Consider the following 25,706-nt stretch of genomic DNA (forward strand, 5'->3'; position numbering starts at 1 on the left):
CAGCGCTGTTCTAGGTGCCGGTGGCGCGTTCATGGAGCCGTGTCCTGTTCGCGTACACAAACAGAAGGGGAAGGGACATGCGCACCCCTGGGGCCACTCCCGGCGTCGCCGCGCAGGCGTCCTCGCCGTCCTCGACGGTAAGGACCTCCTGCGGGCCAACGCACGGCTCCGCGACGGCGATCCGCGGGCCCGCCGTGCCTGCGGGACCTCGTGGTCAGGCGGACGCCCGGTGGGGGCAGGGTCTCTGGACGGTCGTGGGCAAGGACCGTGTCCCGCCCGGCGCCGATCCCGCACGACTACTTCAGCCAGGCCCCCCTACGGGTGGCCCTCGCGCCCAAGCGCCCTGACAACCCGCAGGGTTGCCGTAGGTGCAGCGGGACGGGGAGCGCAACGGGCGCGCGCTCACGCCGAGCACGCCGCCCGCATCCTGCGCACCTGGTTCGTCGACCCGGCGACGCGGACGAACCCCGAACCGGGCAACGCCCAGGCGATCCCGTGCCGTTACGACGGCCGGGCCATCGGCATCATCGACCTCTCCCAGGGATTGCGCCGTCCTGCACGTGGGCGCCCCCCGCTGGACCGCACGGGACCGCGACGCCACGCGGGCCTGGGAGGACGGGTTCCTCGACTGGCTGGTGGACGCCGACTTCGGCAAGCAGAAGGGTTCCGCCGCCAACAACCACGGCGCCTTCCACCACACGCCTCGCGCCCACCCGCAGCCGGCACTACTCGGCCTTAATCCGGTGGCCTTCACCCGGCTCGCCGCCGTCGATCTGCGGCACCGCACGGGACCGGACGGCTCCTCACTGCGCCAGGCCGTGGGCTTCCTGCTGCCGGCCGCCACCGGCGCCGCACCCTGGCCCCACCCCGAGCCGGACTTTCCCGCCTACGCCGCCTCCGACGTCGTCCACGCCGCCGCCGACCGCGGTGACCGGCGGGCGCGCGCCGCGCCGGCGGACCTGGAGGCGCCCCGGGCGGCGACCGGTGGGTACTGCGGCCGGCACCGGAGCAACTGGACGGCATCACGGGCTGAACGGGGACGCCGGGGCCCGGTTCTGCTCCGGATGCGCCATCCGGGTGACTGTGATGTGCTGGGTCTGTCGATGACGGCCCGGCACCCGCGGGTGCCCCGGGCCCCGGCTATCCCGCCCCTTCCCAGGGGGCCGGTGATCCGCGCTCCCTCGCAGGCACCGTCGTGTGCCCGGTGCCTCGGGAGCGCCGGCATCGGCCGATCCGACCACCCGACCCGAGGCGGATCCCATGGCTCTCTCGAAGAAGCTCGCCGCAGGAACGGCCGCCGCGCTCGCGGCGGGGGCCCTGGCCTTCGGCGGCATCGGTACGGCCCTGGCCGACGACGGCTGCCACGACGGGGACGGCCAGGGCGGTTCGCCGTCGCACTGCCTGCCCGGCGGATCGGGATGGTCCGCCGCGGACGTCCAGGAGGCGCTGCAGTCCTTCCTGCAGGCCCATCCGGACATCGCGGACGATCCCCATGTGCAGGTCTTCGCCGCACTCGCCACGCAGTGGCTGCAGGCGCATCCGGGCATGACGGCCGACCAGTTGACGGCGGCGCTGGGGCCGGTCGTCTCCTGCCTGGAGGCGGGCGGCGCACCTCGGACCTGCGTGACGCCGCCCTCCTGACGGAACCGGCGGAGCGGCCCGATGAGGTCCGACAGCCCGATGATCCTCGTGACCGGCGCGGCCGGGAGCGTGGGAGCGGTCGGCCACACCACCGTCGAGTTGCTGAGGGAACGCGGCTTCCCCGTCCGCGCCTTCGTCCACCGGGAGGACGAGCGGGCGGAGCAACTGCGGGCCACCGGGGCGGAGGTGTTCGCCGGCGACCTCACCAGGACCGCGGACGTCGCGCGGGCCTCGGAGGGCTGCGGCCGGATGTACTTCGGGATGGGGGTGTCGGCGCAGTACCTGCAGGCCGCCGCGACGACGGCGGCCGTGGCCCGCGCGCACGGCGGCCTCGACGTCCTGGTCGACATGTCGCAGATGACGGTCTCCCAGATGGACCTCACCAGCACCACGGAGTCGAAGCAGCAGTGGCAGCAGTGGCTGGCGGAGCAGGTCATGGACTGGTCCGGGGTCCCGGTCTGCCACATCCGGCCGACGGTCTTCATGGAGAACCCGCTCTTCCTCGGGCTCGGCTTCCGCTCGATCGCCCGGGACGGCACGATCCGCCTGCCCTTCGGCGACGGGAGGACCTCGCCCGTCGCCGCCCGTGACGTCGCCGAGGTGGTCACGGCGGTGCTGGCGGACCCGGCGCCGCACGTCGGCCGGGTCCACGAGCTGACCGGGGCGGAGTCCCGCGACATGACGGCGATCGCCGCCGAGTTCACCGAGGTGCTGGGGCGGAAGGTCCGCTACGTCGACGTGCCGTACGACGAGTGGGCCGGGCAGCTGGACGCCCTGGGGCTCCCCGACCACGTGCGGCAGCACATCGCCACCATGGCCCGCCTCCACGCGGCGAACCGCTACGACCGCGCGACCGGCGACGTCAGGGAGATCCTGGGCCGACCGGCCTCCGGTATGGCGGAGTTGGTCCGGGAGCACCCGGAGGTCTTCTGCTGACGCCTCCCGCCGCCGGCCGGAGCCGTCAGCGGTCCGCGCAGCATGGCGTCGGGTCGGGCACCTCGAACGGGGCGAGACGTCCCCCTGCCGCGGGGACCAGCGGCAGGACCAGTTCGCCCGCGCGCCACTCGGGGCGGACATGGCCGCTGGTGAGGATCTCCGCGGACGGCTCGGGCCGCTCGTGTGCGGGGGAGCCGAGCACGACCAGCCGGGTGGTCGGGGTGCGGGCCAGGAGTTCGGCCACGGTGACCGTGCCGGTGAGTCCGTCGGCGCCCGGGCAGACCACCGCCCGGCCCCCTCGGCGCGCCGCGGCCTCGGTGGCGGCGCCGGCCGCCGCCTCGGCCGGGCGTGCGGCGCGGCGGAAGCGGACGTCCTGCTCAGGCCCGTCGCGGCCCCGCGCCCGTCCCGCCCGCGGGCACCGGTCGCGGGGCTCTTCCGCCCGTCCGGCACGTATGCCATCCTTGCGCTCCGCATTCCGACGTGATCAAGGAACCCGCATGGCCCGGCTGCCCGATCTCCTGCCCGATTCCGCCGCGAAGCCCGACAGATGGGCCCAGTTCCGGGGCCTTCCGCCGTGGCAGGTCGGGGGCGCGGTCCTTCCGCTGGTGCTGATCGTCGTCGGGGGGCTCCTCGGGGGACTCGCCGGCGGAGCGGCCACCATGATCAACCTGAAGATCGCCCGTTCCGGCCTGTCCTCCGCGGTGAAGGCGCTCGCCATGGTGGGCGTCGTCCTCGCCGCCGCGATCGTCTACCTCGTGGCCGCCGCCCTTCTCTCGGCGGCGCTCGGTTAGCGCCCGTCGAGGCGGCCCCCGGGGGGCTTGGGGGACGAACCGCCGCGAGCCGGCTCCTAGGCTGGGGCCATGGCCACTTCGACCCCGCCGAACGCCGCCCCGGACGCAACCCCGCCCGGCCGGAGCCCCGTCGGTCCCGCCCAGCTGATCGCCGACCCCCACGGGACGTACGGCAGGCTCCGCGAGGCCGGCCCCGTCCACCGCGTCACCGGCACCGACGGGCGTCCCGCCTGGGTGGTCACGCGGTACGAGGACGTGCGGCAGGCGCTCGGCGACCCGCTGCTGTCCCTGGACAAGCGCAACGCCCTGCCCGGCAACTACTCCGGGTTCGCCCTGCCCCCCGCCCTCGACGCCAACCTGCTGAACATGGACCCGCCGGACCACACCCGCATCCGGCGCCTGGTGTCGCAGGCCTTCACCCCGCGCCGCGTCGCGGACCTGCGCGAACCGGTCCGCCGTACCGCCGCCGAACTCCTGGACGCCCTCGCCCCCGACGGCCGCGCGGACCTGATCGCCGCCTATGCCGCGCCGCTGCCCATCCGGGTGATCTGCGACCTGCTCGGCGTGGCCCCCGGCGACCGCCGCGACTTCCGGGGCTGGACGGACGCCCTGGTCGCCCCGGACCCGTCGCGCCCCTCCGCGGCGAAGGAGGCGGTCGACGCGATGCTCGCGTACTTCGGGCAGCTCATCGCGCGCAAGCGGGCCCACCCCGAGGACGACCTGCTCTCGGCGATGATCGCCGCCCGCGACGACGGCGACCGGCTCAGCGAGGACGAGCTGATGTCGCTGACCTTCCTCGTCCTGTTCGCGGGGTACGAGAACACCGTGCAGCTCATCGGCAACGCCGTCCTGGCGCTGCTGACGCACCCCGCGCAACTGGCGGCGCTGCGTGCCGAGCCGGGCACGATCGCGGCGGCGGTCGAGGAGCTGACCCGCTGGGACGGGCCGGCGCCGCTGGCCATCCGGCGCTTCCCCCTGGAGGACGTCACCATCGGCGGCGTCACGGTCCCCGCCGGGGAGACGGTGCTGCTGTCGCTGGCCGCGGCCAACCGGGACCCCGCCCGCTTCCCCGAGCCCGACCGGCTCGACGTCGGCCGGGCCGACACCGCGCACCTCGGCCTCGGGCACGGCATCCACTACTGCCTCGGCGCGCCCCTGGCCCGGCTGGAGACCGAGGTCGCGCTCGCCGAACTGCTGGCCCGTCTGCCCGGGCTCGCCCTCGACGCCGACCCCGCGGAGCTGCGGTGGCGCGCCTCGATGCGCACCCGCGGCCTGATCGCCCTGCCGGTCCGCTTCTGAGCGGCGGTACGGGCCGGGTCACCGGCGGGCGGCGACGGTCGCCGTAGCGGCCACCGCCAGCGCGCACCCGGTGGCCGCGGCGAGCGCGGCGGGCGGTGTCACCAGGAGCACCAGCAGGCCCCCGGCGAGGGCGCCGCACACCAGGGCGGCGACGCTCAGCGCCTGGCGTACGGCGATCCGCCGGTCGTGCGCCGCGGCGCCGGTGTCGCCGATCAGCCCGACCAGGGTGCGGGTCATCACGGTCGTGGTCAGGCCGGCGATGCCGACGCGTCCGGCCATGGCGTTCTGGAGCCCCATCGCCACCGCGCAGACCACCACCAGCACGCGCCGCGGCCCGTCCAGCGCGTGCAGGACCGTCGCCGAGGCGAGCAGCGCGGTCTCGCACAGCGCGGCCGCGCTCACCAGCGCGACCGGGGGGCTCAGCCGGGACAGCGCCGCCCGGCAGAAGAGGATGCCCACCGTGAAGCCGCCGAGGGCCACCAGCGAGGTGACGACGGAGAACTCGGGCGCCCCGGCGAGGCCCAGGCTGACGAAGACCAGGTTGCCCGTCATGTTCGCCACGAAGACATGGCCGAGGCTGAGGATGCTCACGGCGTCGACCAGCCCGCTGAGCACGGTGAGGACCAGCAGCAGCACGGTCAGCAGGCGCCGCCGTTCCCCTTCCGGGCCACCGCTCATGTCCAGCCGCCTTCCCCAGGGGTTCGGTGCCGCTCCTGGTCAGGATGCACCGGACCGGGCCCCGGAGCAGACTTGAGCGTGTCCGCCCGGACCCGGGTGCGCCCCGACACGAAGGAGCGTGGTGATGGCGGAACCGCTGCCGCAGCCGGTGCTCAGCCCTCTCACCACGTCCGCGATCTTCCTGGTCGTGACGGTCGACCCCGGCGGGGAGAGCGCCGTCCGCGATCTGCTGGAGGACCTGTCCGGACTGCAGCGCTCGGTCGGCTTCGGCACCCCGGACGGGCGCCTCAGCTGCGTCGCGGGAGTGGGGTCGAACGTGTGGGGCCGCCTCTTCGGCGGGCCGCGCCCCGCCGAGCTGCACCCCTTCACCGAACTGACCGGGGCCCGCCACCAGGCGCCCGCCACCCCGGGCGACCTGCTCTTCCACATCCGCGCCGGCCGGCTGGACCTGTGCTTCGCGCTGGCCTCCCTGGTGATGGGCCGGCTGCGCGGCCATGTCACGGTCCGCGACGAGGTGCACGGCTTCAAGTACCGCGACATCCGCGACCTGCTGGGCTTCGTCGACGGCACCGAGAACCCGGTGGGCCCCGAGGCGACCGAGGCGGTCCTGACCGGCGACGAGGACCCGGACTTCGCGGGCGGCAGCTATGTGATCGTGCAGAAGTACGTGCACGACCTCGACGCCTGGAACGCCCTGCCCGTGGAGGCGCAGGAGCGGGTGATCGGCCGCAGCAAGCTGGGCAACGTCGAGATGGACGACGACGTCAAGCCCGCCGACTCCCACGTCGCCCTGACCACGATCGTCGAACCGGACGGCACCGAACGGCAGATCCTCCGCGACAACATGCCCTTCGGCCGCGTGGGCACCGCCGAGTTCGGGACGTACTTCATCGGCTACGCCCGGACCCCCGAGGTGACCGAGCGGATGCTGCGCAACATGTTCCTCGGCGACGGGCAGGCGAGCCACGACCGGATCCTGGACTTCTCCCGGGCCGTGACCGGCACGCTGTTCTTCGCGCCCTCCGCCGACTTCCTGGACGACCTTCCCGATCCCCCCGCCGTCGCGGCCCGCCCGGCCGCGAAGTCGCTGGGGATCGGCGACCTGAGGAAGACCGTCACATCATGAACAACCTGCACCGGGAACTCGCCCCGATCTCCGAAGCCGCCTGGGACGACCTGGAGGAGGAGGCGCGGCGCACCTTCGAGCGCCATGTCGCCGCCCGCCGGATCGTCGACGTGCCCGAGGCCGCCGGGCCCGCGTTCGCCGGGGTGAACACCGGCCACCTGGACCCGGTCGAGGCGCCCCACGAGGACGTCGTCGCCCGTGTGCGCCGCGCGCAGCCGGTCGTCGAGCTGCGCGTGCCCTTCACGGTCGACCGCCGTGAGGTCGACCTCGTGGAGCGCGGCGCCCAGGACGCGGACTGGCAGCCCGTGAAGGACGCCGCCCGGCGCATCGCGTTCACCGAGGACCGGGCGGTCTTCGAGGGGTACGCGGCGGCCGGCATCACCGGCATCCGCGCGAGCGCGTCGAACCCGCCGCTGGGCCTCCCCGAGGACGTGCGCGACTACCCCGACGCCGTCAGCCAGGCCATCTCGGCGCTGCGCCTCGCCGGCGTCGGCGGCCCGTACACGCTCGCGCTGAGCGCCGACGCGTACACCGCCGTCAACGAGACCTCCCACTACGGCTACCCGGTCCACGCGCACCTCGCCCGGCTCCTCGACGGGGAGATCGTGTGGGCGCCCGCCATCGACGGGGCGTTCCTGCTCTCCACCCGCGGCGGCGACTTCGAGCTGCGGATCGGCGAGGACGTGTCCATCGGCTACCTCTCGCACAACGACACCAGCGTGCGGCTGTACTTCCAGGAGACCCTCACCTTCCTGGTGCACACGGCGGAGGCGGCGGTCGCGCTCACGGCCGCGTGACGGGTGACGGGTGACGGGCGCCCGGCGCGGGTATTCGCCCGTTATGACCGGAAAACACAGGAAGACCTCGCTCTGGCCGCACCGCTCCCAGGTCAGGACCGGCGGCCCCGCCCGTCACGCCGCCCCGCAGGGCGGCGAGGCCCCCGGCCGTGAGCGCGTCCCCGAGGACCTCCCGCGCGCGCACGCCCCGGTGGTGCCCGGCACCCATGTGGACGGCACGGAGGCGCCCCACCACCGCGCGTGAGGGCGGCGCACGGGAGGCGTCGTGGTGCATGGCCCCGCGCGCCGCCGGCCGCGGACGCCCGGGCCGGTGCACGGGGGTCCGCAAGGGTCGCTGACGGACCCTCATGAAGTGTGCCCCCGTCCGGGTGGAGCGGGACGGGAGGGTGTGACACGCTCCGTCACCGCGGGGACCGATTGTGTGATTATTCGGCCCGCTCGGTTGGAGGTAGGACCCCCATGAAACCAGTGACGGAACGTCAGCCCGGCCACCGCGCCGCGGAGGTGCGGACCCGATGACGATGCACACCGAGAACGAGATCGTCATCGACGCACCCCTGCGGTACGTGTGGCTGCGGACCAACGACGTCGCCGGCTGGCCCACCCTCTTCAGCGAGTACGCCGAGGCCGAGATCATCTCCCGGGAGGGCGACACCACCCGCTTCCGCCTCACCATGCACCCCGACGAGAAGGGCCGCGTCTGGTCCTGGGTGTCCGAGCGCACCGCCGACCCCGAGACCCGTACCGTGCGGGCCCGGCGGCTGGAGACCGGCCCGTTCGAGTTCATGAACATCTACTGGCAGTACGAGGAGCTGGGCCCGGAGAGCACCCGGATGCGCTGGCTGCAGGACTTCCGGATGAAGGTGGACGCGCCCGTCGACGACGAGGGCATGCGGCAGCGGATCAACAGCAACTCCCGCGTCCAGATGCAACTCGTCAAGGACCGGCTGGAGTCCCGCCGCATCCGCCCCGTCGGAACCCTGGACACCCCCGCGGACACCCGACGCGGCGGCGACATCCGCACCCTGCTGACCACCGCCTCGGTCGGTACGACGGACGGGTTCTGCGGCATGGTCACCGTCGGCCCCGGTGAGGCCGTCGCCGAGCACTACCACCCGTACTCGCAGGAGCAACTGGTCGTCGTCGAGGGGGAGGTACGGGTCGACCTCGACGGTTCGCCCCGCAGCGTCGCCGCCAACGAGGCACTGCTCGTGCCGCGCGGGGTCCGCCACCGGCTGGTGAACACCTCCGACGCCGTGGCCCGCGCCGTGTTCTTCCTGGCCCCGCTCGCGCCGCGCCCCGAACTGGGGCACGTCGACACCGAGACCCGTGAGCAGGCCGCCGCCGTCGCCCGCGCCGCCACCGCGGCGGGCCCGGCGACGGAGGGCCCGCCGCCGGGCCGCGAACTGGTCGACCGGTGACCGCGGGCCGTACCGCGCGCAGGGTGGTGGTGACGGGCGTCGGAGCCGTCGCCGCCGGCGGCGTCGGGCGGGAGGCGTTCTGGGAGCGGATCGTCGGGGGCCGGCCGGCGATCCGCCGGATCACCCGCTTCGACCCCTCGCGGTACCGCTCGCGGATCGCCGCCGAGGCCGACTTCGACCCCCGCGCGGCCGGGCTCACCCCGCGGGAGATACGCCGCAACGGACGGTTCGCCCAGTTCGCGCTCGCCGCGGCCGCCGAGGCGCTCGCCGACAGCGGACTGCGCACGGAGGCCGAGGACACCGACCGCTTCGGGGTCTGCCTCGGCACCGCCGTCGGCGCCACCTCCACCCTGGAGGACGAGTACATGGTCGCCAGCGACGGCGGCCGGCACTGGGAGGTCAGCCCCGACCACGGCATGCCCTTCCTGCACCGGGCGATGCACCCCTCCTCGGCCGCCGCCGAACTCTCGCTCCGGCACGGCCTGCACGGCCCGTCCTCGGTCGTCTCCACCGGCTGCACCTCCGGCGTCGACGCGATCGGCTGCGCCTTCCGGACGCTGAGCGACGGCGAGGCCGACGTCATGCTGGCGGGCGCGAGCGAGGCGCCCATCTCGCCGGTGACGGTGGCCTGCTTCGACGCGATCCGCGCCACCACCGCCCACACCGGCGATCCCGAGCTGACACCGGCACCCTTCGACGCCAGGCGTGACGGCTTCGTGCTCGGCGAGGGCGGCGCGGTGCTCGTGCTGGAGGAACTGGAGCACGCCCGCGCCCGGGGCGCGTCCGTCTACTGCGAGGTCCGCGGCTGGGACAACCGGACCGGCGCCTACCACATGACCGGTCTGCGCCCCGACGGCTACGACCTGAGCGAGGCGATCATCTCCGCCATGTCGGAGGCCGGCATCGCCCCCGAGCAGCTCGACTGGATCAGCGCGCACGGCTCCGGCACGGTGCAGAACGACCGCTACGAGACCGCCGCGTACAAGCGCGCCCTCGGCGAGTACGCGCGCAAGGTCCCGGTGAGCTCCGTCAAGTCCGTCATCGGCCACTGCCTCGGCGCGGCGGGCGCACTGGAGATGGCCGCCTGCGCCCTCGCCGTCCGGCGCGGGATGATCCCGCCGACCGCGAACCTGCTGCGGCCCGACCCCCTGTGCGACCTCGACTACACGCCGGTCCTCGCCCGCGAACGGCGGGTGCGGCACGCGCTGTCGGTGGCCTGCGGCCTCGGCGGTTTCCAGTCGGCGATGGTCTTCTCGGCCCTGGAGCCGGACCCGGAACGGGAGGCGGAGGCATGACCACACGCGCGGTCCTCAGCGGGCTCGGGGTCGTCGCCCCCACCGGCGTCGGCGCCCGCCCCTACTGGCGGGCCACCATCGCCGGGCGCAACGGCATCCGGCCGATCGGCCGGCCCGACGCGGGTCGCTCGCCGGTCGTGCTGGCAGGGGAGGTCACCGGGTTCGACGCCGCCCGCTGGATCGACGACGGACTCCGCGCCGAGACCGACCGCTGGACCTGGTTCGCCCTGGCTGCGGCCGAGATGGCGCTGGCCGACGCGATGCTGCGGCCCGCCGACCACCCCCCGTTCCACCTGTCGGTGGTCACCTCCAGCGGTTCCGGCGGCAACGAGTCCGGCCAGCGGGAGACCCACGCCCTGTGGGCCCGGCAGCTCGGCGAGACCGGCGCCCACCAGTCCATCGCCTGGTTCCACGCGGCGGGCGCCGCCCAGATCTCCATCCGGCACGGGCTGACCGGCGGCTGCGGGGTGGTCGCCGCGGACGGCGCGGGCGGTCTCGACGCGCTCAAGCACGCCTGGCGGCTGCTGCGGCGCGGCGGGAAGGCCGTGATCGTCGGCGGCACCGAGGCGCCGCTGTCGCCCTTCGCGCTCGCCTGCCAGTCGACCCTGCCCACGGTGCACCGCGGCACCGACCCCGAACGGGCCTATCTGCCCTTCAGCCCGTACGCCTCGGGGTTCGTGCCCGGGGAGGGCGGCGCCCTGATGGTTCTGGAGGAGAAGGCGCACGCCGCGGAGCGCGGGGTACGCGGTTACGCCGAACTACTGGGCCACGCCGCCACACATGACGCCCACCACCACACGGCGCCCGCGGCCGACGGCGTCCAGCTGGCCCGGGCCGTCACCACGGCACTGGAGCAAGCCGGCCGCGCCCCCGGGGACGTGGACGTGGTCTTCGCCGACGGCGCCGGCGACCCGGCCGGGGACGCGGCCGAGGCGGCGGCGCTCCGCCGGGTCTTCGGCGACCGGCTGGCGGAGATCCCGGTGACGGTGCCCAAGGCCGGCGTGGGCCGGCTGACCTCCGGCGCGGGCGCCCTGGACGCGGTTGCCGCCGCCCTCGCCCTGCGCACCGGGGTCGTCCCGCCCACCCGCGGCGGCGACGCGCGGGCCGCCCGCGAGCGGTACGGCGTCCGCCTCGTCACCCGCTGGACGCGGCCGGAGCGGCTGACCACGGCCGTGGTCCTCGCCCGCGGGACGGGCGGGTTCAACAGCGCCGTCGTCCTGGGGTCGTTGGACGCCGACTCCTCGTATTAGCGGCGTGCCCTACGGCCTGGGAGTGAATGCGGGAAAACCTGGAGCAACGCCCGTCACGTCCACCCGGTGGGGGGCGTTGCTCCTGGTGTCGGCGTCCGGAGGACGTCGTTGAACTCCCAGAGGAGAAACTCCCCATGCTGAAGAAGGCTCTCGCCTGTGCTTCACTCGCCGTCGCGGCCGCCGGCGCCGTCGTCCCCGCCGCCGTGGCCTCCGACACCTCGGGCGGGAACTACTCGCAGAACGTCAACCTGATCCCGCACCCCTGCCTGGACGTGAAGCGCATCAACGCCCTCAACCCGCTGGCGATCGATCTGCTGACCGAGACCAGCGGCCAGCAGTGCAACGAGAAGTCGAAGGTCGTCGACGCGCACAAGTCGGCGCTTTCCGACCTTATCGACGCCGGTGCTTACCAGAACTGACGGACCGGGCGCACACAGGGCCCGGCCCCACGGAACTCCGTGGGGCCGGGCCCTTTTGCCGGTGCTCGTCTCTTCCGGTGCGCGTCCTTGTCCGACGCACACAGGCGGCGGCCGCCCTCGTGGTGAGGGGACGGCCGCCGTGGATCCCGCCCGGATCAGTTCTGGTACGCGCCGACGTCGGCGAGGTCGGACAGCGCCGACTTGTGCGCGTCCACCACGCTGGACTTCTCGTTGCACTGCTGGCCGCTGGTCTCGGTCAGCGCGTCGAGCGCGACTGGGTTGAGGGCGTTGATGCGCTTCACGTCCAGGCAGAGATGGGGCAGGACGTTGACGTTCTGCGAGTAGTTCCCACCGTGGACGTCGGAGGCCTGGGCGGTCGGCGCGAGGGCCGCGGCGCTGCCGGACGCGGCCACCGCCAGGGTGGCGCAGGCGAGTGCCTTCTTCAGCATGTTGCGGAGCTCCAGAATGAGGTGCGGACGGATGGCGGGGCGCCCGGGGGCGGGCGCCGCCGTCAGACGTTGAAGCAGGCGTTGCCGGCCGTGAAGTTCAGCAGCGCACCGGCGTTGATGCCGTTGCCGCAGATGTTGACCGGGATGTTGACCGGGACCTGGATGACGTTGCCGCTGAGCACACCCGGGGAGCCGATGGCCGCACCCTCGGCCGAGGCACCGCCGCGGTCGTAGTGGCGGTCCTTGCCACCGTCGCTGGCGAGGGCGCCGCCCGCACTCCCCATCACCGCGACACCGGCCGCGACGGTCAGCACTGCGGCCTTCGAGAGACGCTTCACGAGCTCTTCCTTTCCTTGGTCACTGATGTGCGGTCTGGTCAACGACGCGTACGGCGGGGCGGATGCGAAGCATCACCCGAACAGCCGCCGGAACCGGGCAGCCGGGATGGTGAGCTGATAACCAGAAACCTGGGGGACCGTCAGATCGTCTACCGATCAAGGAGCTCCGCGGATGCGAACCTCTCTGCGGCGGACCGCCTCCGCCGCCCTGATGACTGCTCTTCCCGCCCTCACCTTGGCGGCTCCCCTCCCGAGCGCGGCGGAACCACGGCCCGGCCCTCCCGGGGCGATTCCGGACCAGTACATCGTGACCCTGGACCACGGCACCGCGCCGCACACCGTTCTCGACGGGCTGGGCGTGCGGCCGCTCTTCACCTACCGGCACGCGCTGGCCGGCTTCGCCGCCCGGCTCACACCGGCCCAGGTGCAGCGGGTACGCGCCGCGCCCGGCGTGGACGAGGTGGAGCAGGACGCGGTGGTCGCCATCCCGCTCGGCGAGGACGCCCCCGCGGACAGCGACCTGGAACCCCCCTACCCCGGCGGCGTCCCGGGTGAGCCGACGGGACCCGTCGACTTCCCCCAGGACACCGCCGCGCCCGGGGCGCCCATGCCGGCGGGACCGGGACCGGGGCCGGGACCGGACGGCCGGTCGCCGGAGCAGGCCCCCGAACGGCTCCCCGGGCAGCCGATGCCGGGAGCGTCCGGTCCGGACCCGGCGGTGTCGGGTCCGGCGGCACCGGATCTGACGGTGCCGTACCGGGCGGAACCGGAACCGGCCGCGCCCGGGCAGTCCTCGCAGGATCCCGCGGCGCCGGGGGAGTCCCTCGCGCCGCGGCCCGGCACCAAGCCGGTACCGGTGCCGCAGACCGTCCCCGGCCCGGCCACGCCCTCGGCACCGGTGCCGGACTCCTCCGGACCCCGGTCGAAGGGGCTGCGCGGCCTGGGCGGGTTCACGCCCTGGGGCCTGACCCGGATCAACAACCGGGCCCTCGGGGGCTCCGGCTTCGAGGTGCGGGCCACCGGCGCCAAGGTCACCTCGTACATCGTCGACAGCGGCATCGAGTTCTCGCACCCGGACTTCGGCGGCCGCGCCGTGCCCGGGTACGACGCGATCGGCGACGGACTGGACGGCGGGGACTGCAACGGCCACGGCACCCATGTGGCGGGCGTCGTCGGCGGCGGCTACACCGGTGTCGCCCGCAAGACGACGCTGGTGTCGGTGCGGGTCTTCCCCTGCGTCGGGCGGACCTCGAACTCCGCGGTGATCGCGGGCGTCGACTGGGTCGCCGGGCACGCGAGGAGGCCCGCCGTGGCGAACCTGTCGCTGTCGGGGCGCTGGTCGCAGGCGGCCAACCGGGCCGTCGAGGGTCTGGCCAAGGCCGGGGTGTTCCCGGTGGCCGCGGCGGGGAACGACAACCTCAACGCGTGCTTCGTCTCGCCGGCGAGCTCGCGGACGGCCTTCACCGTCGGGGCGATCGACCAGGAGGACCGCCGCGCCTGGTTCAGCAACTGGGGCACCTGCGTCGACATCCACGCACCGGGCACGGGCATCCTGTCGGCGTACCTCAACGGGAGTTTCCGCGACATGGACGGCACGTCGATGGCCGCCCCGCACGTCACCGGGATCGCCGCCCTGTACAAGGACACCCACGGTGACGCGTCCTTCGAGGCGCTCAGCGCGTGGCTCACCGGCCACGCCGTCCGCAACGTGCCCATCGACGGCGGCTACGGCACCGCGCGGCTGTCGGCCTACACGAACGGCCTGTGACATGGCGGGGCCGCCGGAGGAGGTGCCCTCCGGCGGCCCCGGGAGATGCGGCGGGAGCGTCAGCCGTTGATGCAGACGTTGCCCGCGGTCGGGTTGAGCAGACCGATCGCGTTGAGGCCGTTGCCGCAGACGTTGATCGGGACGTTGATCGGCACCTGGATGACGTTGCCGCTCAGGATGCCGGGGGAGCCCACGGCGATGGCACGGGCGTTGGCGCCGCTGCGGCGGTTGCCGTAGCCGTAGCCGTCGTAGCCGTAGCTCTTGCCGTAGCTCTTGCCGTAGCCCTTGCCGTAGCCGTGGCCGCCGCCCTTGCCGCCGCCGTCGTATCCGCCGGCGAGGGCGGTGGTGGCGGAACCGAGGACGAGGGCACCGGTGGCGACAGTCAGGGCGACAGCCTTGGAGAAACGCTTCACTTGTGTTCCTTTCGGACTGGAGGGGACCAAAGGTCGTGATCTGATCAACGACCCGATTTGTCCATGGATGCGCATGATCACCCGAATAGTCGTACCGGATTCGGATACCGCATGACGATTCGTCAGTTCCCGGAGCCCGGGGCGACCGTTCGGCGCACGAGAAGCGGCGCCCCCGGTCGCCGATGTGACGGTGGGGCACATGCCTCTCGCTGGGATCGCACGTGCTCGACGACCCGGCGCACGCACCGTACGCGTCGTGGCAGGACCGGCCGGCGCGGCGGTGCTGCCGTCACCGGGGTGGGGCCGCGGGGCCGCCCTGGCGCTGGGCCCGCCGGACGGCGGCGGGTCCTCGCCGTTCTGGGTGGCCCCGGAGCCGGGCCGCACGCCAGGCCCGACGCCTGGGTGGCCCGCGGCCGGACGGCGGACGCCGCGCTGCTGCGACGCGCCGCCCGAGGAGCACTGGTGGGCGGCGTGCGCGCTCGAACTGGCCCGGGAGTCGGGGCGGCGGGTGTCGGTGCGCGCGTCCCGGCCCGCCCCGGCCGTGGTCACGTGGAGCCCGTCGCCGTCCGCCCCGGCATCCGCCCCGGCTCCGGTGAACGCCCCCTTCGGCGGGCGTCCCCGCCGCATCGGCCTCGGGCGGGCCGTCATCCCCCGCCGGGCCCGCCGGGGGATGACGGGGGCGTCGCGGGAGGCAGGCGAGGACGGCCGCCCGGTGGCGGCCGTCCTCGCTTCTTCGGTCCTCCCGCGTCCCTCAGCGCCGCGCCAAGTGGCGCCGTACCGCCGCGATCCGGGTGGCGGCGCGCTGCCTGGGCGCGCGGTGCCGGCCCCGGCCGGCCGGGGTCCTCCGTGCGGCCAGCGCGCCCGCCACCCGGCGCCGCAGCACACTGCACCGCCAGACCAGCAGCGGGACGAGGGCGGTCAGCAGCGCGATCGCCGCCCAGGTGCGCATCGCCGCGTGGGTGTGGCCGAGGGGGACCGAGGCGAGCAGCGAACCGGCGAACACGGCCGCCCACAGCAGGTGGGCACGGAAGGTGGCGAGCCGGTCGGGGCGGGCCGGGTCGGGCGCGGCCGCCGTGCCCGGCGTGCGCCGCAGCGGCGCCGTCACGAGGGCGAGCACGTAGAGCGGGGCGGCCACCGCGGACATCACCGTCCCGGCGACGCCGAAGGAGCCCCTGGGCCGGTGGGGGCTGACGTTGCGTCCGCGGTTGCCGAGGCAGAGGGCGATCCGGAACGCGACGGCCGTGCCGTGGAGCGTCAGCCACACCGCGGGGTCGACGGCGGCCAGGGAAGCGCCGAACCCGAGGAACAGGACGCTGGCGAGCGCGGTGAGGAGCCAGCCGAGGCCCGCCAGGGGGTAGTGGGCGGCCGTCAGCGTGTAGGTGAGGAGGCTGCCGGGACGCAGCTTCCACGGGGCCTTCCAGAACCGGCGCAGGACCGCCTCGCAGGTGCCCTGGCTCCGGCGCCGCTGCTGGTCGAAGAAGCCGGACCAGGAGGACGGTCCCGCGCCGACGGCCACCACGTCCGGGGTGTGCACCGAGCGCCACTTGCGGCCCGTGGCGGGGTTGCGGCGGCCGTGGATCTCCAGCCCGGTGGCCAGATCGCCGGCGGCGGAGTCGGACAGCCCGCCGGCCTGTCGCAGCGCCGAGACGCGGACGACGTTGGTGGTGCCGCTGAACAGGGCGGAGCCGTAGCGGTTGGCGGCCCGCTGGGCGGACGCATCGACGAGGGACCGGTGGCTCTCGGCGGCCCTCGCCACGGCCGTGCCGCGGGTGCCGTGGCCGCCGTGGACCTGCGGGCCGACGACGAAGGCGACGTCCGGGTCGCGGAAGTAACCGAGCGTCCGCTCCAGGTAGTTGGGGAGCGGCACCCGGCCGGTGCCGACCGAGGCCGTGAACTCGTAGTCGTCGCCGTGGGCGTCGAGCCAGGCGTTGTGGCCGCCGTGCCGGGCACCCGCGCGGAAGGCGCCCTCGGGCAGGTTCCAGCGTTCGACACCCTTGCGGGTGAAGTGCCGTACGCCCATCGCCTCGCAGAGCCGCCGGATCTCCGGGTCGTCGTCCTCGTCCAGCAGCCACACGTCGACGGGGCCGTCGTGCCGGACGCGCACCGCGCCCTCCAGGGTGGCCCGCACCCGCGCCAGGGACTCCTCGCCCGGTGCGGCGGAGGCCAGCAGGGCGACCCGCGTGCCCGTTGCCGGGGCGACCGGGACCGGGTCGCGGGCGACCAGGGTGGCGTGGGCGTGGGACACGACGGCGACCAGCCGGAAGAGTGCGACGAGGCCGAGGCAGACCAGCAACGCGACGTCCGCGACATGCGCCCACAGCGGCACGGCCTCACGGGTCGCCCAGTGGCGGGGCTGCAGGAGCCAGACCAGGACGCCCAGCGAGGCCAGGGGCGCGGCGGTGAGCAGCAGCCAGGTGCGCACCCGGTGCCCTTCGCGGGACATCAGGCTGCGGTACCTGACCCGGTACAGCACCCCCGGTCGCGGCGGGTCGTTGAGGGGCCCGGCGAGCGTGCCGTGGCGTGCGTAGTCGTGGCGGCGGGCGGTGTCCGGGTGCGTGCCCGGGTCCGTGCCCGGCCGGTCGCCGTCCCCGGTGGCCGGGGAGGGGACGAGCCCGCCGGGCCGGGCGGGTGTCTTGCGCATGCTGCTGGGCGTGATCGTCACGGCGACCCCGTAGGAGGAGAGAGGTGAAGGAATCACCGAACAGTCGGGAAAGGGTGCAAATCACCTGATGGGCACTGAGAAAGTAGCAAACGGCCCTAGAGTTGTCTGACAAGCCGACAATCGGCGTGGCGCGGTGCGCGCCCATTGCCCGCTACGACCTGGCGCGGATACGCTGCGTTCGCGATACCGATCGTTATACGGAATCTCGAACAGGCGCCGGAGAGAGCGAGCAGAGATGGGACGTCTCGTACCCGCCGTGACCAGAGCCCTGGACATCCTGGAGCTCTTCCTCGAAGGCGACGGCTCGATGTCCGCGCCCGAGATCACCCGCAGGCTGGGGCTGCCGCGCACCACCGTGCACGAGCTGGTGACGACCCTCGCGGCGCGCAACTACCTGGTGCCGCAGCCCGGTCAGGCGGGCCGCTACCGGCTCGGCGTGCGCACCTATCAGCTCGGCAGCCGCTACGCCGAGCAGCTGGACCTCGCCGCCGAGGGCCAGCAGGTGGCCCGTTCGGTCGCGGAGACCTGCGACGAGACGGTGCACGTGGCCGTCCTGGAGGGCACCGACGTCATCTACATCGCCAAGGTGGACAGCACCCACGCGGTGCGGATGGTGTCGGCGGCCGGGCGGCGGCTGCCCGCGCACTGCACCTCCGTCGGCAAGATGCTGCTGGCCTCGCTGCCCCCCGACGACCTCGACGAACGCCTGCCCGGGGACGGGCCGCTGCCCGCGATGACCGAGCACAGCATCACCTCGGCGGGCGAACTGCGACGGCAGCTCGACGCGGTGCGCGAGCGCGGCGTCGCCGTCGAGCGGCGCGAGTCCAACCCCGACGTCTCCTGCGTCGCCGCCCCGGTCCGGGACTCGGTGGGGCGGGTGGTGGCCGCGCTCAGCATCTCGGTGCCGATGATCCGCTGGAACGAGGAGCGCCGGGCCGAGCTGGAGGAACTGGCCGCCAAGGGCGCCGCCGAGCTGTCCGAGCGCCTCGGCCACCGGGACGGTGCGCGGTGAACGGGGTGGAACTCGCCCTGAAGGCCGAGGCGCGGCTCGGCGAGGGTCCCACCTGGGACCCGGTCGGCGCGCGGTTGCTGTGGGTGGACATCCTCGCCTCCCGGGTGCACTGGTACGACCCGGCCGGCGGCGGCGAGTCCGTGATGGCGACCGGGCAGCACGTCGGCGCGGCCAAGCCGCGCGCGGCCGGCGGCGTGGTCGTCAACCTGCGCGACGGCGTGGGGCTGTACGACGCGGACGGCGCCTTCCGCTGGCTGCACCACGACCCCGTCCCCGGGCGGCGGGCCAACGACGCGGCCGTGGACGCCGCCGGCACCCTGTGGGCGGGCACCATGCGCTACGACGAGGCGCCCGGCGGCGGGACCCTGCGCCGGATCGGCCCGGACGGCGCGGTCGTGCCGGTGCTGGACGACGTGACCGTCAGCAACGGCACCGACTGGAGTCCCGACGGCTCCCTCATGTACTACGTGGACAGCCCGACCCGGCGCGTCGACGTGTTCGACGTCGACCGGGACACCGGACTCGTGCGCGGGCGGCGGCCGTTCGCGGTCGTCGAGGAGGAGGCGGGCCTCCCGGACGGGCTCACCGTGGACGCCGAGGGCTGCGTCTGGGTGGCCCTGTGGGACGGGGCGGCCGTCCGCCGCTACACCCCGCGGGGCGACCTGGACCGGGTCGTGGAGGTGCCGGTACGGCGGCCCACGGCCTGCGCCTTCGGCGGCCCGTCCCTGACGGATCTCTACATCACCTCCGCGAGCACGGGCCTTGACGCCCGGGAGCTGGCGGAGCGGCCCCTGTCGGGATCGCTGCTGGTGGTGCCGGGAGCCGGGCAGGGGATGCCCGATGTGCCGTTCGGTGGTTGATTCCGTGGTGGTTCGGGGTTGATTCGGGGCTGTTCGGCGCTGATCGGCGCCCTAAACCCGCATGTCCCGGGTTTCACAGAGGTTTCACGGGATCGACGGGCAACTCATATGTACGTCGTATCGGTGCGTCCCATACGCTGCCAGGGCAATGGACTACTGCGCAGCCTGCCGACGGCACATCAACGGCGCCCTGTCTTGCCCGGGGTGCGGAACGCCCGCCCACCAACTCGGTGCGCAGGGGCCTGCCGACGCGCCCGCGCAGGCATCCGCGGCCGGGGACGGCGAGAACGCCGCCGCCCCCGAGGGCGGTCGCGCCGAACGACGCAAGGGCGCGGGGCGCGGCCCCGCGGAGGGCGCCCCGCGCCGCTCCGGCAGCCGGGCCCGTACCCGCCGCGTCCGTACCCGCCGCCGTTCTCGGCTGCTGATCGGCGCCCTGGTGGGCGCGGCCATCGTGCTCGTCGGCTGGAGCGTGGCGGAACTCCCGCTCGCCGGCTACGCGACGGGTGGGAACTCGGCCGCCGCCGACCACACGCGGACCGACGGCGCCTCCCCGAGCGCGACTTCCTCGCCCGGCGACGACACCTCCGGGGCCCCGAAGGCACCCGCCTCCGACGCCTCGGCGTCCGCGAGCACGAGCCCCTCCGCGTCGCCCAGCGTGTCGGAGAGCGCCAAGAAGTCGCAGTCCCCCTCGGCCACCGCCTCCGCCACGGTCAGTCGCCCCCCCACGGGCTCCGGGGGCTCGGCCCCCGCCGGCGGCGCCCCCACCGCCTCGGCGCCGCCGCACTCCGCCCCGGCCTCGCCGCCCGCCACGCACACGCCGAAGCCGACCCCCTCCTGCACCCGTTTCCTGTGGTGGTGCACCTGACGGGCAGCCGCCCGTCCTCCCCGGCGCCTTCGCCGATCCGTCCCGCGTCCGTCCCACCCCGCTCGCACCGGCTCACCGCGCCGGCCGGTTCCACCGGCCGGCGCTCCGCTGTGCGACGGGACACGCCCATGCCGATTTATTTGACTTCCTCAAGCATTCAGGCTCATGGTTAGTTAAGAACCTAAAGCTTTGGAGGCGTTCCCCCCATGCCGAAGAGCCGTGAATGGCATCTGGTAGCCCGTCCTCACGGGTGGCCGAAGCCCGAGGACTTCGCGCTGCGCGAGACCGAGGTTCCCGAGCCCGGGCCCGGTGAGATCCTCGTGCGCAACCTCTACGTGTCGGTCGACCCCTACATGCGCGGCCGCATGAACGATGCCAAGTCGTACGCGGAGCCGTACCGGCTGGACCAGCCGATGCACGGCGGCGCGGTCGGCCGGGTCGTCGCCTCGGGCGCGGAGGGCTTCGCCCCCGGCGACCACGTGCTCCACCCCCTCGGCTGGCGCGAGTACGCCCTGGCCAAGGCGGAGGCCGTGGTCAAGGTCGATCCCGGCCTCGCCCCGCTGAGCACCTATCTGGGCGTACTCGGGATGACCGGTCTCACCGCCTACGCGGGCCTGCTGCGCGTCGCCGGCCTCAAGGAGGGCGACGTGGTCTTCGTCTCCGGCGCGGCGGGTGCGGTCGGCAGCCAGGTCGGCCAGATCGCCCGGCTCAAGGGCGCCTCCCGGGTGATCGGCAGCGCCGGCTCGGACGAGAAGGTCAAGCTCCTGGTCGAGGAGTACGGCTTCGACGCCGCCTTCAACTACAAGAACGGCCCCGTGGCCGAGCAGCTGGCGGCGGCCGCGCCCGACGGCATCGACGTCTACTTCGACAACGTGGGCGGCGAGCACCTCGAGGCGGCCATCGGCGCCCTCAACCTGCACGGCCGGGTGGCCGTCTGCGGCATGATCGCCATCTACAACGCCACCGAGCCCGCCCCCGGCCCCCGCAACCTGTCCCGGCTCATCCAGAACCGGCTGCGCATCGAGGGCTTCCTCGTCGGCGACCACTACGACCTGCAGCCGGAGTTCGTCCAGGAGGTCGGCGGCTGGATCCGCGAGGGCAGGCTGCACTACCGCGAGACCGTCGTCGACGGGATCGAGAACAACCTGGAGGCCTTCCTCGGCGTCCTGCGGGGCGACAACACCGGGAAGATGCTGGTGCGCCTGCCCGAGTAGCGGCGGGCGGCGGCGGGGACAAGGGGTGCGCCCGGGCGGGCGCACCCCTTGTGTGCCATCGGGCTCCCCGTCGCCTCCGCCCGGGTCGAGCAGGGTGACGAAGTGCCGGAAGACGGCCGGCATGTCCACCGCGCCGGGGTCGTGCAGCCACTGCAGCAGGCGGCCGCCCGGGACACCGTCGCGGCCCTGGCCGGCGGCCTCGACGTGGCCATGCCCGGACCGCGCACCGTCTTCGGGGAGGCGCAGGCCCGCGCGTGCGCGAGGGGCGCGCCGAGGAGTCCGCCGTGGACGCGGCGGTGCGCAACGTGCTGCGGCTCGCCGCCCGGGTGGGCCTGCCGGCGGGCACCCCCGCGGCGGTGCCCCCCGAGCGGATCCCCGCCGCGATCGACGGGCCCGCGCTGGCCCGGGAGATCGCCCGCCGCTCCTTCGTCCTGCTGCGCAACGAGCCGCGCGGCGAGCGGCCCGTCCTCCCCGTCGACCCCACCGGGGTGCGCCGGATGGCGCTCATCGGCGCGGCGGCCCGCGACGCCCGGGTGCTCGGGGGAGGGTCCGCGCAGGTCTTCCCCGGCCATGTGGTCTCGCCGCTGGACGGCCTGCGCGCGGCGCTGCCGCAGGGCGCCGCCCTGACCTACGCCGTGGGCGCCGATCCCAACGGGGAACTGTCGCCCGCCGGGCCCGGGTTCGCGCTGCGCGCGGTCTGCCGGGACGCCGCGGGAGAGGTCCTGGGCACCTGCACGCTGCCCGGTGGCCATGTGCAGTGGATGGGCAGCGACCTGCCCGACGGCGTGACCCACGACGCCCTGCACTCCGTCGAGGTGACCGGGACCTTCACGCCCCGCGAGAGCGGCGCCCACCACTTCGGCACCCGCGGGCTGGGCGGCTTCCGGCTCGTCGTGGACGGCGCGGTGGTCTTCGACGGGACCCAGGTCGCCGGTCCCGAGTCAGGGCCCTTCGAGGGCATGTTCGGCGCGCCCGTCGAGCGGGGCCGCGTCGCCCTGACCGCGGGGGTCCCCGTCGGCGTCTCGCTGACCCATGTCGTCCCCCGGGACGGCAGGGGGCCGGTCCGGGCGGTCGTCTTCTCGCTGATGCACGCCGAACCGCGGCGGGACGGGGACGAGTCGATCGCGGAGGCGGTCGCGGCGGCCCGGGACGCCGAGGTGGCGGTGGTCGTCGTCGCGACCACCGAGCGGGTGGAGAGCGAGGGCTTCGACCGCGCGGACCTGCGGCTGCCGGGCCGGCAGGACGAACTCGTCCACGCGGTGGCCGCGGTGAACCCCCGGACGGTGGTCGTGGTCAACACCGGCTCGCCGGTGGAGATGCCGTGGCGCGAGGAGGTCGCCGCGGTGCTGGTCGGCTGGTTCCCCGGACAGGAGGCCGGCGCGGCGCTCGCCGACGTGCTCCTCGGCGCGGCCGAGCCCGGCGGCCGGCTGCCCACCACCTGGCCGGCCCGGCTGGCCGACGCCCCGGTCGCCGAGGTCGTGCCCCGGGACGGGGTGCTGCGCTACGACGAAGGCGTCTTCATCGGCTACCGCGCCTGGGAACGGGCCGGGACGGCGCCCGCGTACCCCTTCGGCCACGGGCTCGGCTACACGGACTGGGCCTACGAGGACGCCTCCTTCGCGCCCGCCGAGGGCGGCCCTGCCGGGGACGGCGGGCCGGACGTGCTGGGCACGCTCACCGTACGGCTGCGCAACACCGGCGACCGGCCGGGGCGCGAGGTCGTCCAGGTCTATCTGGCGGCGCCCGCGGGGGAGGATCCGGCGGTCGGCCGTCCGGCCCGGGTCCTGGCCGGTTTCCTCTCCGCCGAGCTCGCCGCCGGCGCCGTGACGCAGGCCCGTATCGCGCTCGCGCGCCGAGCCGCGCAGATCTGGGACCCCTCGGAGGGTGACTGGCGCACTCTTGCGGGTACGTACACCGCCGAGGTCGCGCGCAGCGTCGCCGACCGCCGTCTCACGGTGCCGGTGGCCGTGAACGGCTGACCCACACACCCCGGGGAGGTCCCTGACAGCCTCCCCGGGGTGCGGGGTCGTCGAGCACGGCGTCCCGGCCGCGATCGGCCCGGACGGGAGGCACGCCGCTCGGTGACGGGTCGTCAGGCGCCGCGCCGGGGCGGTCCCCCGGGCGGACCCCGCCCGATTGCGGGCCGCGGGCCGTGACGTGACGCTCGTGCCATCCGCGCCCCACTCCAGGCGTCCACCCGAGGAGCAGCGATGACGGCACGAACGCGTATCCGTCCGGTCCTGGCCGGCGCGGCACTCCTCCTGGCCGGCGCGTCCGTGCTGCCGGGCTCCGCACGGGCCGGCGAACCGCCCGCGCCCGCCGTCGCCGGCTGCTCGGTCAACGGCCGGCCGGTCACCGGCACCGCCGTCACCGGCACCGAGGGCTTCGACGAGATCGACTGCGCGCACGGCGTCCCCGCCGGCGTGGTGGTCGCCGGGGGCGGCGGTGTCGACGTCATCACCGTCCACGGCGGCAACACGGGGACCGTCGACGGCGGCGCCGGGGCCGACATGATCGAGATCAGCGGCGGGAACAGCGGGATCGTCACCGGAGGCGAGGGAGACGACCTCGTCGACCTGATCGGCGACGCCGACGCCAACTCCGGCACCGTCAGCGGCGGGCGGGGCGACGACGTGCTCTTCCTGAGGGCCGAGGACATCGCGGGCACCGGCGTCGTGACCGGTGACACGGGCTCCGACGTCTGCCTCTTCGACCCGGACCCCTCGGGCCTGCGGGACTGCGAGGTCATGGTCTGAGCCGGCCCCGGCCGCCCGCGGTTGGCATACCCTGTCGCGCATGCGAGATCTTGCCTCCGGTATACGGCTCTTCGTGGACGGCCAGCGCTGGGTGCTCCGGCACGGCCGCTGGTTCGGCTTCGGGCTGCTGCCCGCGCTGGTCACGCTCGTCGGCTACGCGGCGGCACTGGTCGCCCTCGCCTTCTGGGCCGACGACGCGACCGCCTGGGCCACGCCCTTCGCCGACGACTGGGACTCGCCCTGGCGCGGCCTGTTCCGCGGGCTGCTCACCGCGGTCGCCTTCGGCGGCGGCCTGCTGCTGGCGGTGATCTCCTTCACCGCGGTGACCCTGCTGGTCGGCCAGCCCTTCTACGAGTCCCTGGCCGAGCGCGTCGACGTCTCGGAGGGCGGCGCCCCGGACGGGCCCGACCTCCCGCTGTGGCGGGAGTTGCTGCAGTCCGCCCGCGACAGCCTGCGGGTGCTGGTCCGGGTCGCGATCTGGGGCGTCCTGCTCTTCGCCGCCGGCTTCGTCCCCGTCATCGGCCAGACCGTCGTCCCCGCGATCGGCTTCTGCGTCTCCGGCTACTTCCTCGCCCTCGAACTCACCGGCGTGGCCTTCCAGCGCCGGGAGGTGCCGCTGCGGGAGCGGATGCGCATACTGCGCGGCCGGATGGCGCTCGCGCTCGGGTTCGGGGTGCCGCTGATCCTGTGCTTCCTGGTGCCGCTGGTCTCCGTCCTGCTCATGCCCGGCGCGGTGGCCGGCGCCACGCTTCTGGTGCGGTCCCTGATGCCGCCGCAGGAAGCACCTGAGCCGCAGCCGGAGGCCGGTGCGCCCGTGGAGCCGTTGGACTTCCGCAAGCCGTAGCCGCCGGGGGCGAACCGGAGGGAACCATTCCGCACCCGTCGTGTGACCTATGTACGGGGACGAGCACGCGAGGGGGAGGCGCGCGATGGCGCAGCGCACCAACCAGTACGACGACAACCCGCAGAGCTACCGGACCTACTGGGTGAGCCGCGGTTACGAACACGACGCCGAGGTCGCCGCGTTGCGCCGGCTGCTCGAAGGGCGGCACTTCGGCCACGCGGCGGACGTCGGCGGTGGTTACGGCCGGCTCGTACCCGTCCTGCGGGAGTTCGCCGACCGGGTCACGCTGGTGGACGCCAGCCGCAAGCAGCTGAACGACGCCGAGGTGTACCTCAAGGGGCTCGCCGGGGTGAGCATGCGGCTGATGAGCGCCGACGGCCTCGGCCTGCACTCCGCGAGCGTGGACCTGGTCACCCTGATCCGCGTCATGCACCACCTGCCGGACCCGCGGGGCGCACTGGCCGAGATCGCCCGGGTGCTGCGCCCGGGCGGTACCGTCGTCGTCGAGACCGCCAACCTCGCGCACGCCGCCAACCGGCTCCGCTACGCGGCGCACCGCCGGCGGGTGCCGCTGTCGCCGGTGGACATACGCTCGGCGGAGAACCGCGAGCGCGACAGCATCCCGTTCGTCAACCACCACCCGCGCACGGTCGCCGGGCAACTGGAGGCCGCGGGGCTGCGCGTGGAGCGGCGGCTGTCGGTGTCCAACCTGCGCAGCGCGCGGCTGAAGCGCGTGGTCCCGCACTCGGCGCTGGTGAGGGCCGAGGGCGCGCTGCAGTCCCCGCTGGCCCGCGTGGGGTTCGGGCCGAGCATCTTCTTCCTCGTCCGCAAGCCGGCCTAGCCGGCCTAGCCGGGCGCGGCCCCGGCACCCC

The 25,706-nt window shown here is 74.6% G+C and carries 26 protein-coding genes and 1 pseudogene; 21 read left to right on the top strand and 6 right to left on the bottom strand.

Annotated features, from left to right (window positions below; genetic code table 11):
• The first annotated feature begins 31 nt into the window (after positions 1 to 31).
• The 3 genes from PV342_RS07745 to PV342_RS07755 all read left to right on the top strand — a co-directional run bounded on the left by PV342_RS07745 (position 32) and on the right by PV342_RS07755 (position 2,577).
• A complete protein-coding gene (locus tag PV342_RS07745) occupies positions 32 to 739 on the top strand; it encodes an alginate lyase family protein (protein WP_500316280.1) in 708 nt (235 codons plus the stop codon).
• A 521-nt stretch (positions 740 to 1,260) separates the two neighbouring features.
• Positions 1,261 to 1,641 carry a hypothetical protein gene (locus PV342_RS07750; RefSeq protein WP_400801649.1) on the top strand — a complete coding sequence of 127 codons (381 nt, stop codon included), beginning with the start codon at positions 1,261 to 1,263 and terminating at the stop codon, positions 1,639 to 1,641.
• 21 nt (positions 1,642 to 1,662) lie between these two features.
• Positions 1,663 to 2,577 carry an NmrA family NAD(P)-binding protein gene (locus tag PV342_RS07755; protein ID WP_500316282.1) on the top strand — a complete coding sequence of 305 codons (915 nt, stop codon included), beginning with the start codon at positions 1,663 to 1,665 and terminating at the stop codon, positions 2,575 to 2,577.
• A 25-nt stretch (positions 2,578 to 2,602) separates the two neighbouring features.
• Here PV342_RS07755 and PV342_RS07760 read toward each other — a convergent pair whose 3' ends face one another.
• Positions 2,603 to 2,863, bottom strand: coding sequence for a hypothetical protein (locus tag PV342_RS07760; protein ID WP_500316284.1), 261 nt, complete (start codon positions 2,861 to 2,863; stop codon positions 2,603 to 2,605).
• 211 nt (positions 2,864 to 3,074) lie between these two features.
• Between PV342_RS07760 and PV342_RS07765 the strand changes: the two genes are divergently transcribed.
• Both PV342_RS07765 and PV342_RS07770 read left to right on the top strand, forming a co-directional pair.
• Entirely contained in the window at positions 3,075 to 3,368 is a 294-nt protein-coding gene (locus PV342_RS07765) for a hypothetical protein (protein WP_391578044.1), read from the top strand.
• 69 nt (positions 3,369 to 3,437) lie between these two features.
• Positions 3,438 to 4,667: a cytochrome P450 family protein gene (locus tag PV342_RS07770; protein ID WP_400801655.1), complete on the top strand. Its 1,230-nt coding sequence runs from the start codon at positions 3,438 to 3,440 to the stop codon at positions 4,665 to 4,667.
• An 18-nt stretch (positions 4,668 to 4,685) separates the two neighbouring features.
• Here PV342_RS07770 and PV342_RS07775 read toward each other — a convergent pair whose 3' ends face one another.
• Positions 4,686 to 5,345 carry a YoaK family protein gene (locus tag PV342_RS07775; RefSeq protein WP_360999115.1) on the bottom strand — a complete coding sequence of 220 codons (660 nt, stop codon included), beginning with the start codon at positions 5,343 to 5,345 and terminating at the stop codon, positions 4,686 to 4,688.
• 124 nt (positions 5,346 to 5,469) lie between these two features.
• On the opposite strand from PV342_RS07775, the gene PV342_RS07780 reads away from it, so the two are divergent.
• The 7 genes from PV342_RS07780 (at position 5,470) to PV342_RS07810 (ending at position 11,653) form a co-directional block, all read left to right on the top strand.
• Entirely contained in the window at positions 5,470 to 6,471 is a 1,002-nt protein-coding gene (locus PV342_RS07780) for a Dyp-type peroxidase (protein WP_500316285.1), read from the top strand.
• Positions 6,468 to 7,268 carry a family 1 encapsulin nanocompartment shell protein gene (locus PV342_RS07785; protein ID WP_500316287.1) on the top strand — a complete coding sequence of 267 codons (801 nt, stop codon included), beginning with the start codon at positions 6,468 to 6,470 and terminating at the stop codon, positions 7,266 to 7,268. The genes PV342_RS07780 and PV342_RS07785 overlap by 4 nt, the downstream gene beginning before the upstream one ends.
• 43 nt (positions 7,269 to 7,311) lie before the next feature.
• Entirely contained in the window at positions 7,312 to 7,512 is a 201-nt protein-coding gene (locus tag PV342_RS07790) for a hypothetical protein (protein ID WP_400801660.1), read from the top strand.
• 271 nt (positions 7,513 to 7,783) lie between these two features.
• A complete protein-coding gene (locus tag PV342_RS07795; RefSeq protein ID WP_386993673.1) occupies positions 7,784 to 8,689 on the top strand; it encodes a cupin domain-containing protein in 906 nt (301 codons plus the stop codon).
• Positions 8,686 to 9,984 (top strand): beta-ketoacyl-[acyl-carrier-protein] synthase family protein, encoded by a 1,299-nt coding sequence (locus tag PV342_RS07800; protein WP_386993672.1) that lies wholly within the window; start codon positions 8,686 to 8,688, stop codon positions 9,982 to 9,984. The genes PV342_RS07795 and PV342_RS07800 overlap by 4 nt, the downstream gene beginning before the upstream one ends.
• Positions 9,981 to 11,234 carry a beta-ketoacyl synthase N-terminal-like domain-containing protein gene (locus PV342_RS07805; RefSeq protein ID WP_500316289.1) on the top strand — a complete coding sequence of 418 codons (1,254 nt, stop codon included), beginning with the start codon at positions 9,981 to 9,983 and terminating at the stop codon, positions 11,232 to 11,234. Before PV342_RS07800 ends, PV342_RS07805 begins: the two co-directional genes overlap by 4 nt.
• Positions 11,235 to 11,368: 134 nt before the next feature.
• Positions 11,369 to 11,653 carry a hypothetical protein gene (locus tag PV342_RS07810; protein WP_018556704.1) on the top strand — a complete coding sequence of 95 codons (285 nt, stop codon included), beginning with the start codon at positions 11,369 to 11,371 and terminating at the stop codon, positions 11,651 to 11,653.
• Between the two features lie 155 nt (positions 11,654 to 11,808).
• Here PV342_RS07810 and PV342_RS07815 read toward each other — a convergent pair whose 3' ends face one another.
• Together PV342_RS07815 and PV342_RS07820 are read right to left on the bottom strand one after the other, a co-directional pair.
• On the bottom strand, positions 11,809 to 12,102 hold the full coding sequence (locus tag PV342_RS07815) for a hypothetical protein (protein WP_500316291.1): 294 nt from the start codon (positions 12,100 to 12,102) through the stop codon (positions 11,809 to 11,811).
• Between the two features lie 62 nt (positions 12,103 to 12,164).
• A complete protein-coding gene (locus PV342_RS07820; RefSeq protein WP_386993669.1) occupies positions 12,165 to 12,440 on the bottom strand; it encodes a chaplin in 276 nt (91 codons plus the stop codon).
• A 172-nt stretch (positions 12,441 to 12,612) separates the two neighbouring features.
• Here PV342_RS07820 and PV342_RS07825 point away from each other — a divergent pair, with 172 nt between their 5' ends.
• Positions 12,613 to 14,208: a S8 family peptidase gene (locus tag PV342_RS07825; protein WP_500316293.1), complete on the top strand. Its 1,596-nt coding sequence runs from the start codon at positions 12,613 to 12,615 to the stop codon at positions 14,206 to 14,208.
• A 59-nt stretch (positions 14,209 to 14,267) separates the two neighbouring features.
• Here PV342_RS07825 and PV342_RS07830 read toward each other — a convergent pair whose 3' ends face one another.
• Positions 14,268 to 14,621 (bottom strand): chaplin, encoded by a 354-nt coding sequence (locus PV342_RS07830; protein ID WP_386993666.1) that lies wholly within the window; start codon positions 14,619 to 14,621, stop codon positions 14,268 to 14,270.
• 751 nt (positions 14,622 to 15,372) lie between these two features.
• Entirely contained in the window at positions 15,373 to 17,283 is a 1,911-nt protein-coding gene (locus tag PV342_RS07835) for a glycosyltransferase family 2 protein (RefSeq protein WP_500316295.1), read from the bottom strand.
• 235 nt (positions 17,284 to 17,518) lie between these two features.
• On the opposite strand from PV342_RS07835, the gene PV342_RS07840 reads away from it, so the two are divergent.
• From PV342_RS07840 to PV342_RS07875, 8 genes and pseudogenes are all read left to right on the top strand, one after another.
• Entirely contained in the window at positions 17,519 to 18,295 is a 777-nt protein-coding gene (locus PV342_RS07840) for an IclR family transcriptional regulator (RefSeq protein WP_391578055.1), read from the top strand.
• Positions 18,292 to 19,155 (top strand): SMP-30/gluconolactonase/LRE family protein, encoded by an 864-nt coding sequence (locus PV342_RS07845; RefSeq protein ID WP_400801675.1) that lies wholly within the window; start codon positions 18,292 to 18,294, stop codon positions 19,153 to 19,155. The genes PV342_RS07840 and PV342_RS07845 overlap by 4 nt, the downstream gene beginning before the upstream one ends.
• A 148-nt stretch (positions 19,156 to 19,303) precedes the next feature.
• Positions 19,304 to 20,020, top strand: a complete 717-nt coding sequence (locus PV342_RS07850) for an SCO2400 family protein (protein WP_500316298.1) — start codon at positions 19,304 to 19,306, stop codon at positions 20,018 to 20,020.
• Positions 20,021 to 20,226: 206 nt separating this feature from the next.
• Complete coding sequence (locus tag PV342_RS07855; RefSeq protein WP_360999139.1) at positions 20,227 to 21,234, top strand: NADP-dependent oxidoreductase; 1,008 nt, start codon at positions 20,227 to 20,229, stop codon at positions 21,232 to 21,234.
• A 162-nt stretch (positions 21,235 to 21,396) separates the two neighbouring features.
• Positions 21,397 to 23,213 (top strand): annotated as a pseudogene (locus PV342_RS07860) (glycoside hydrolase family 3 C-terminal domain-containing protein); the annotation flags it as partial.
• A 231-nt stretch (positions 23,214 to 23,444) separates the two neighbouring features.
• Positions 23,445 to 23,990 (top strand): hypothetical protein, encoded by a 546-nt coding sequence (locus PV342_RS07865; protein WP_400801681.1) that lies wholly within the window; start codon positions 23,445 to 23,447, stop codon positions 23,988 to 23,990.
• A 40-nt stretch (positions 23,991 to 24,030) separates the two neighbouring features.
• Positions 24,031 to 24,834 carry an EI24 domain-containing protein gene (locus PV342_RS07870; RefSeq protein WP_500316299.1) on the top strand — a complete coding sequence of 268 codons (804 nt, stop codon included), beginning with the start codon at positions 24,031 to 24,033 and terminating at the stop codon, positions 24,832 to 24,834.
• Between the two features lie 85 nt (positions 24,835 to 24,919).
• Positions 24,920 to 25,675, top strand: coding sequence for a class I SAM-dependent methyltransferase (locus PV342_RS07875; protein WP_500316301.1), 756 nt, complete (start codon positions 24,920 to 24,922; stop codon positions 25,673 to 25,675).
• Positions 25,676 to 25,706 lie beyond the last annotated feature (31 nt).

The organism is Streptomyces sp. PA03-3a (assembly GCF_033792735.1).
Classification (GTDB): Bacteria; Actinomycetota; Actinomycetes; order Streptomycetales; family Streptomycetaceae; genus Actinacidiphila.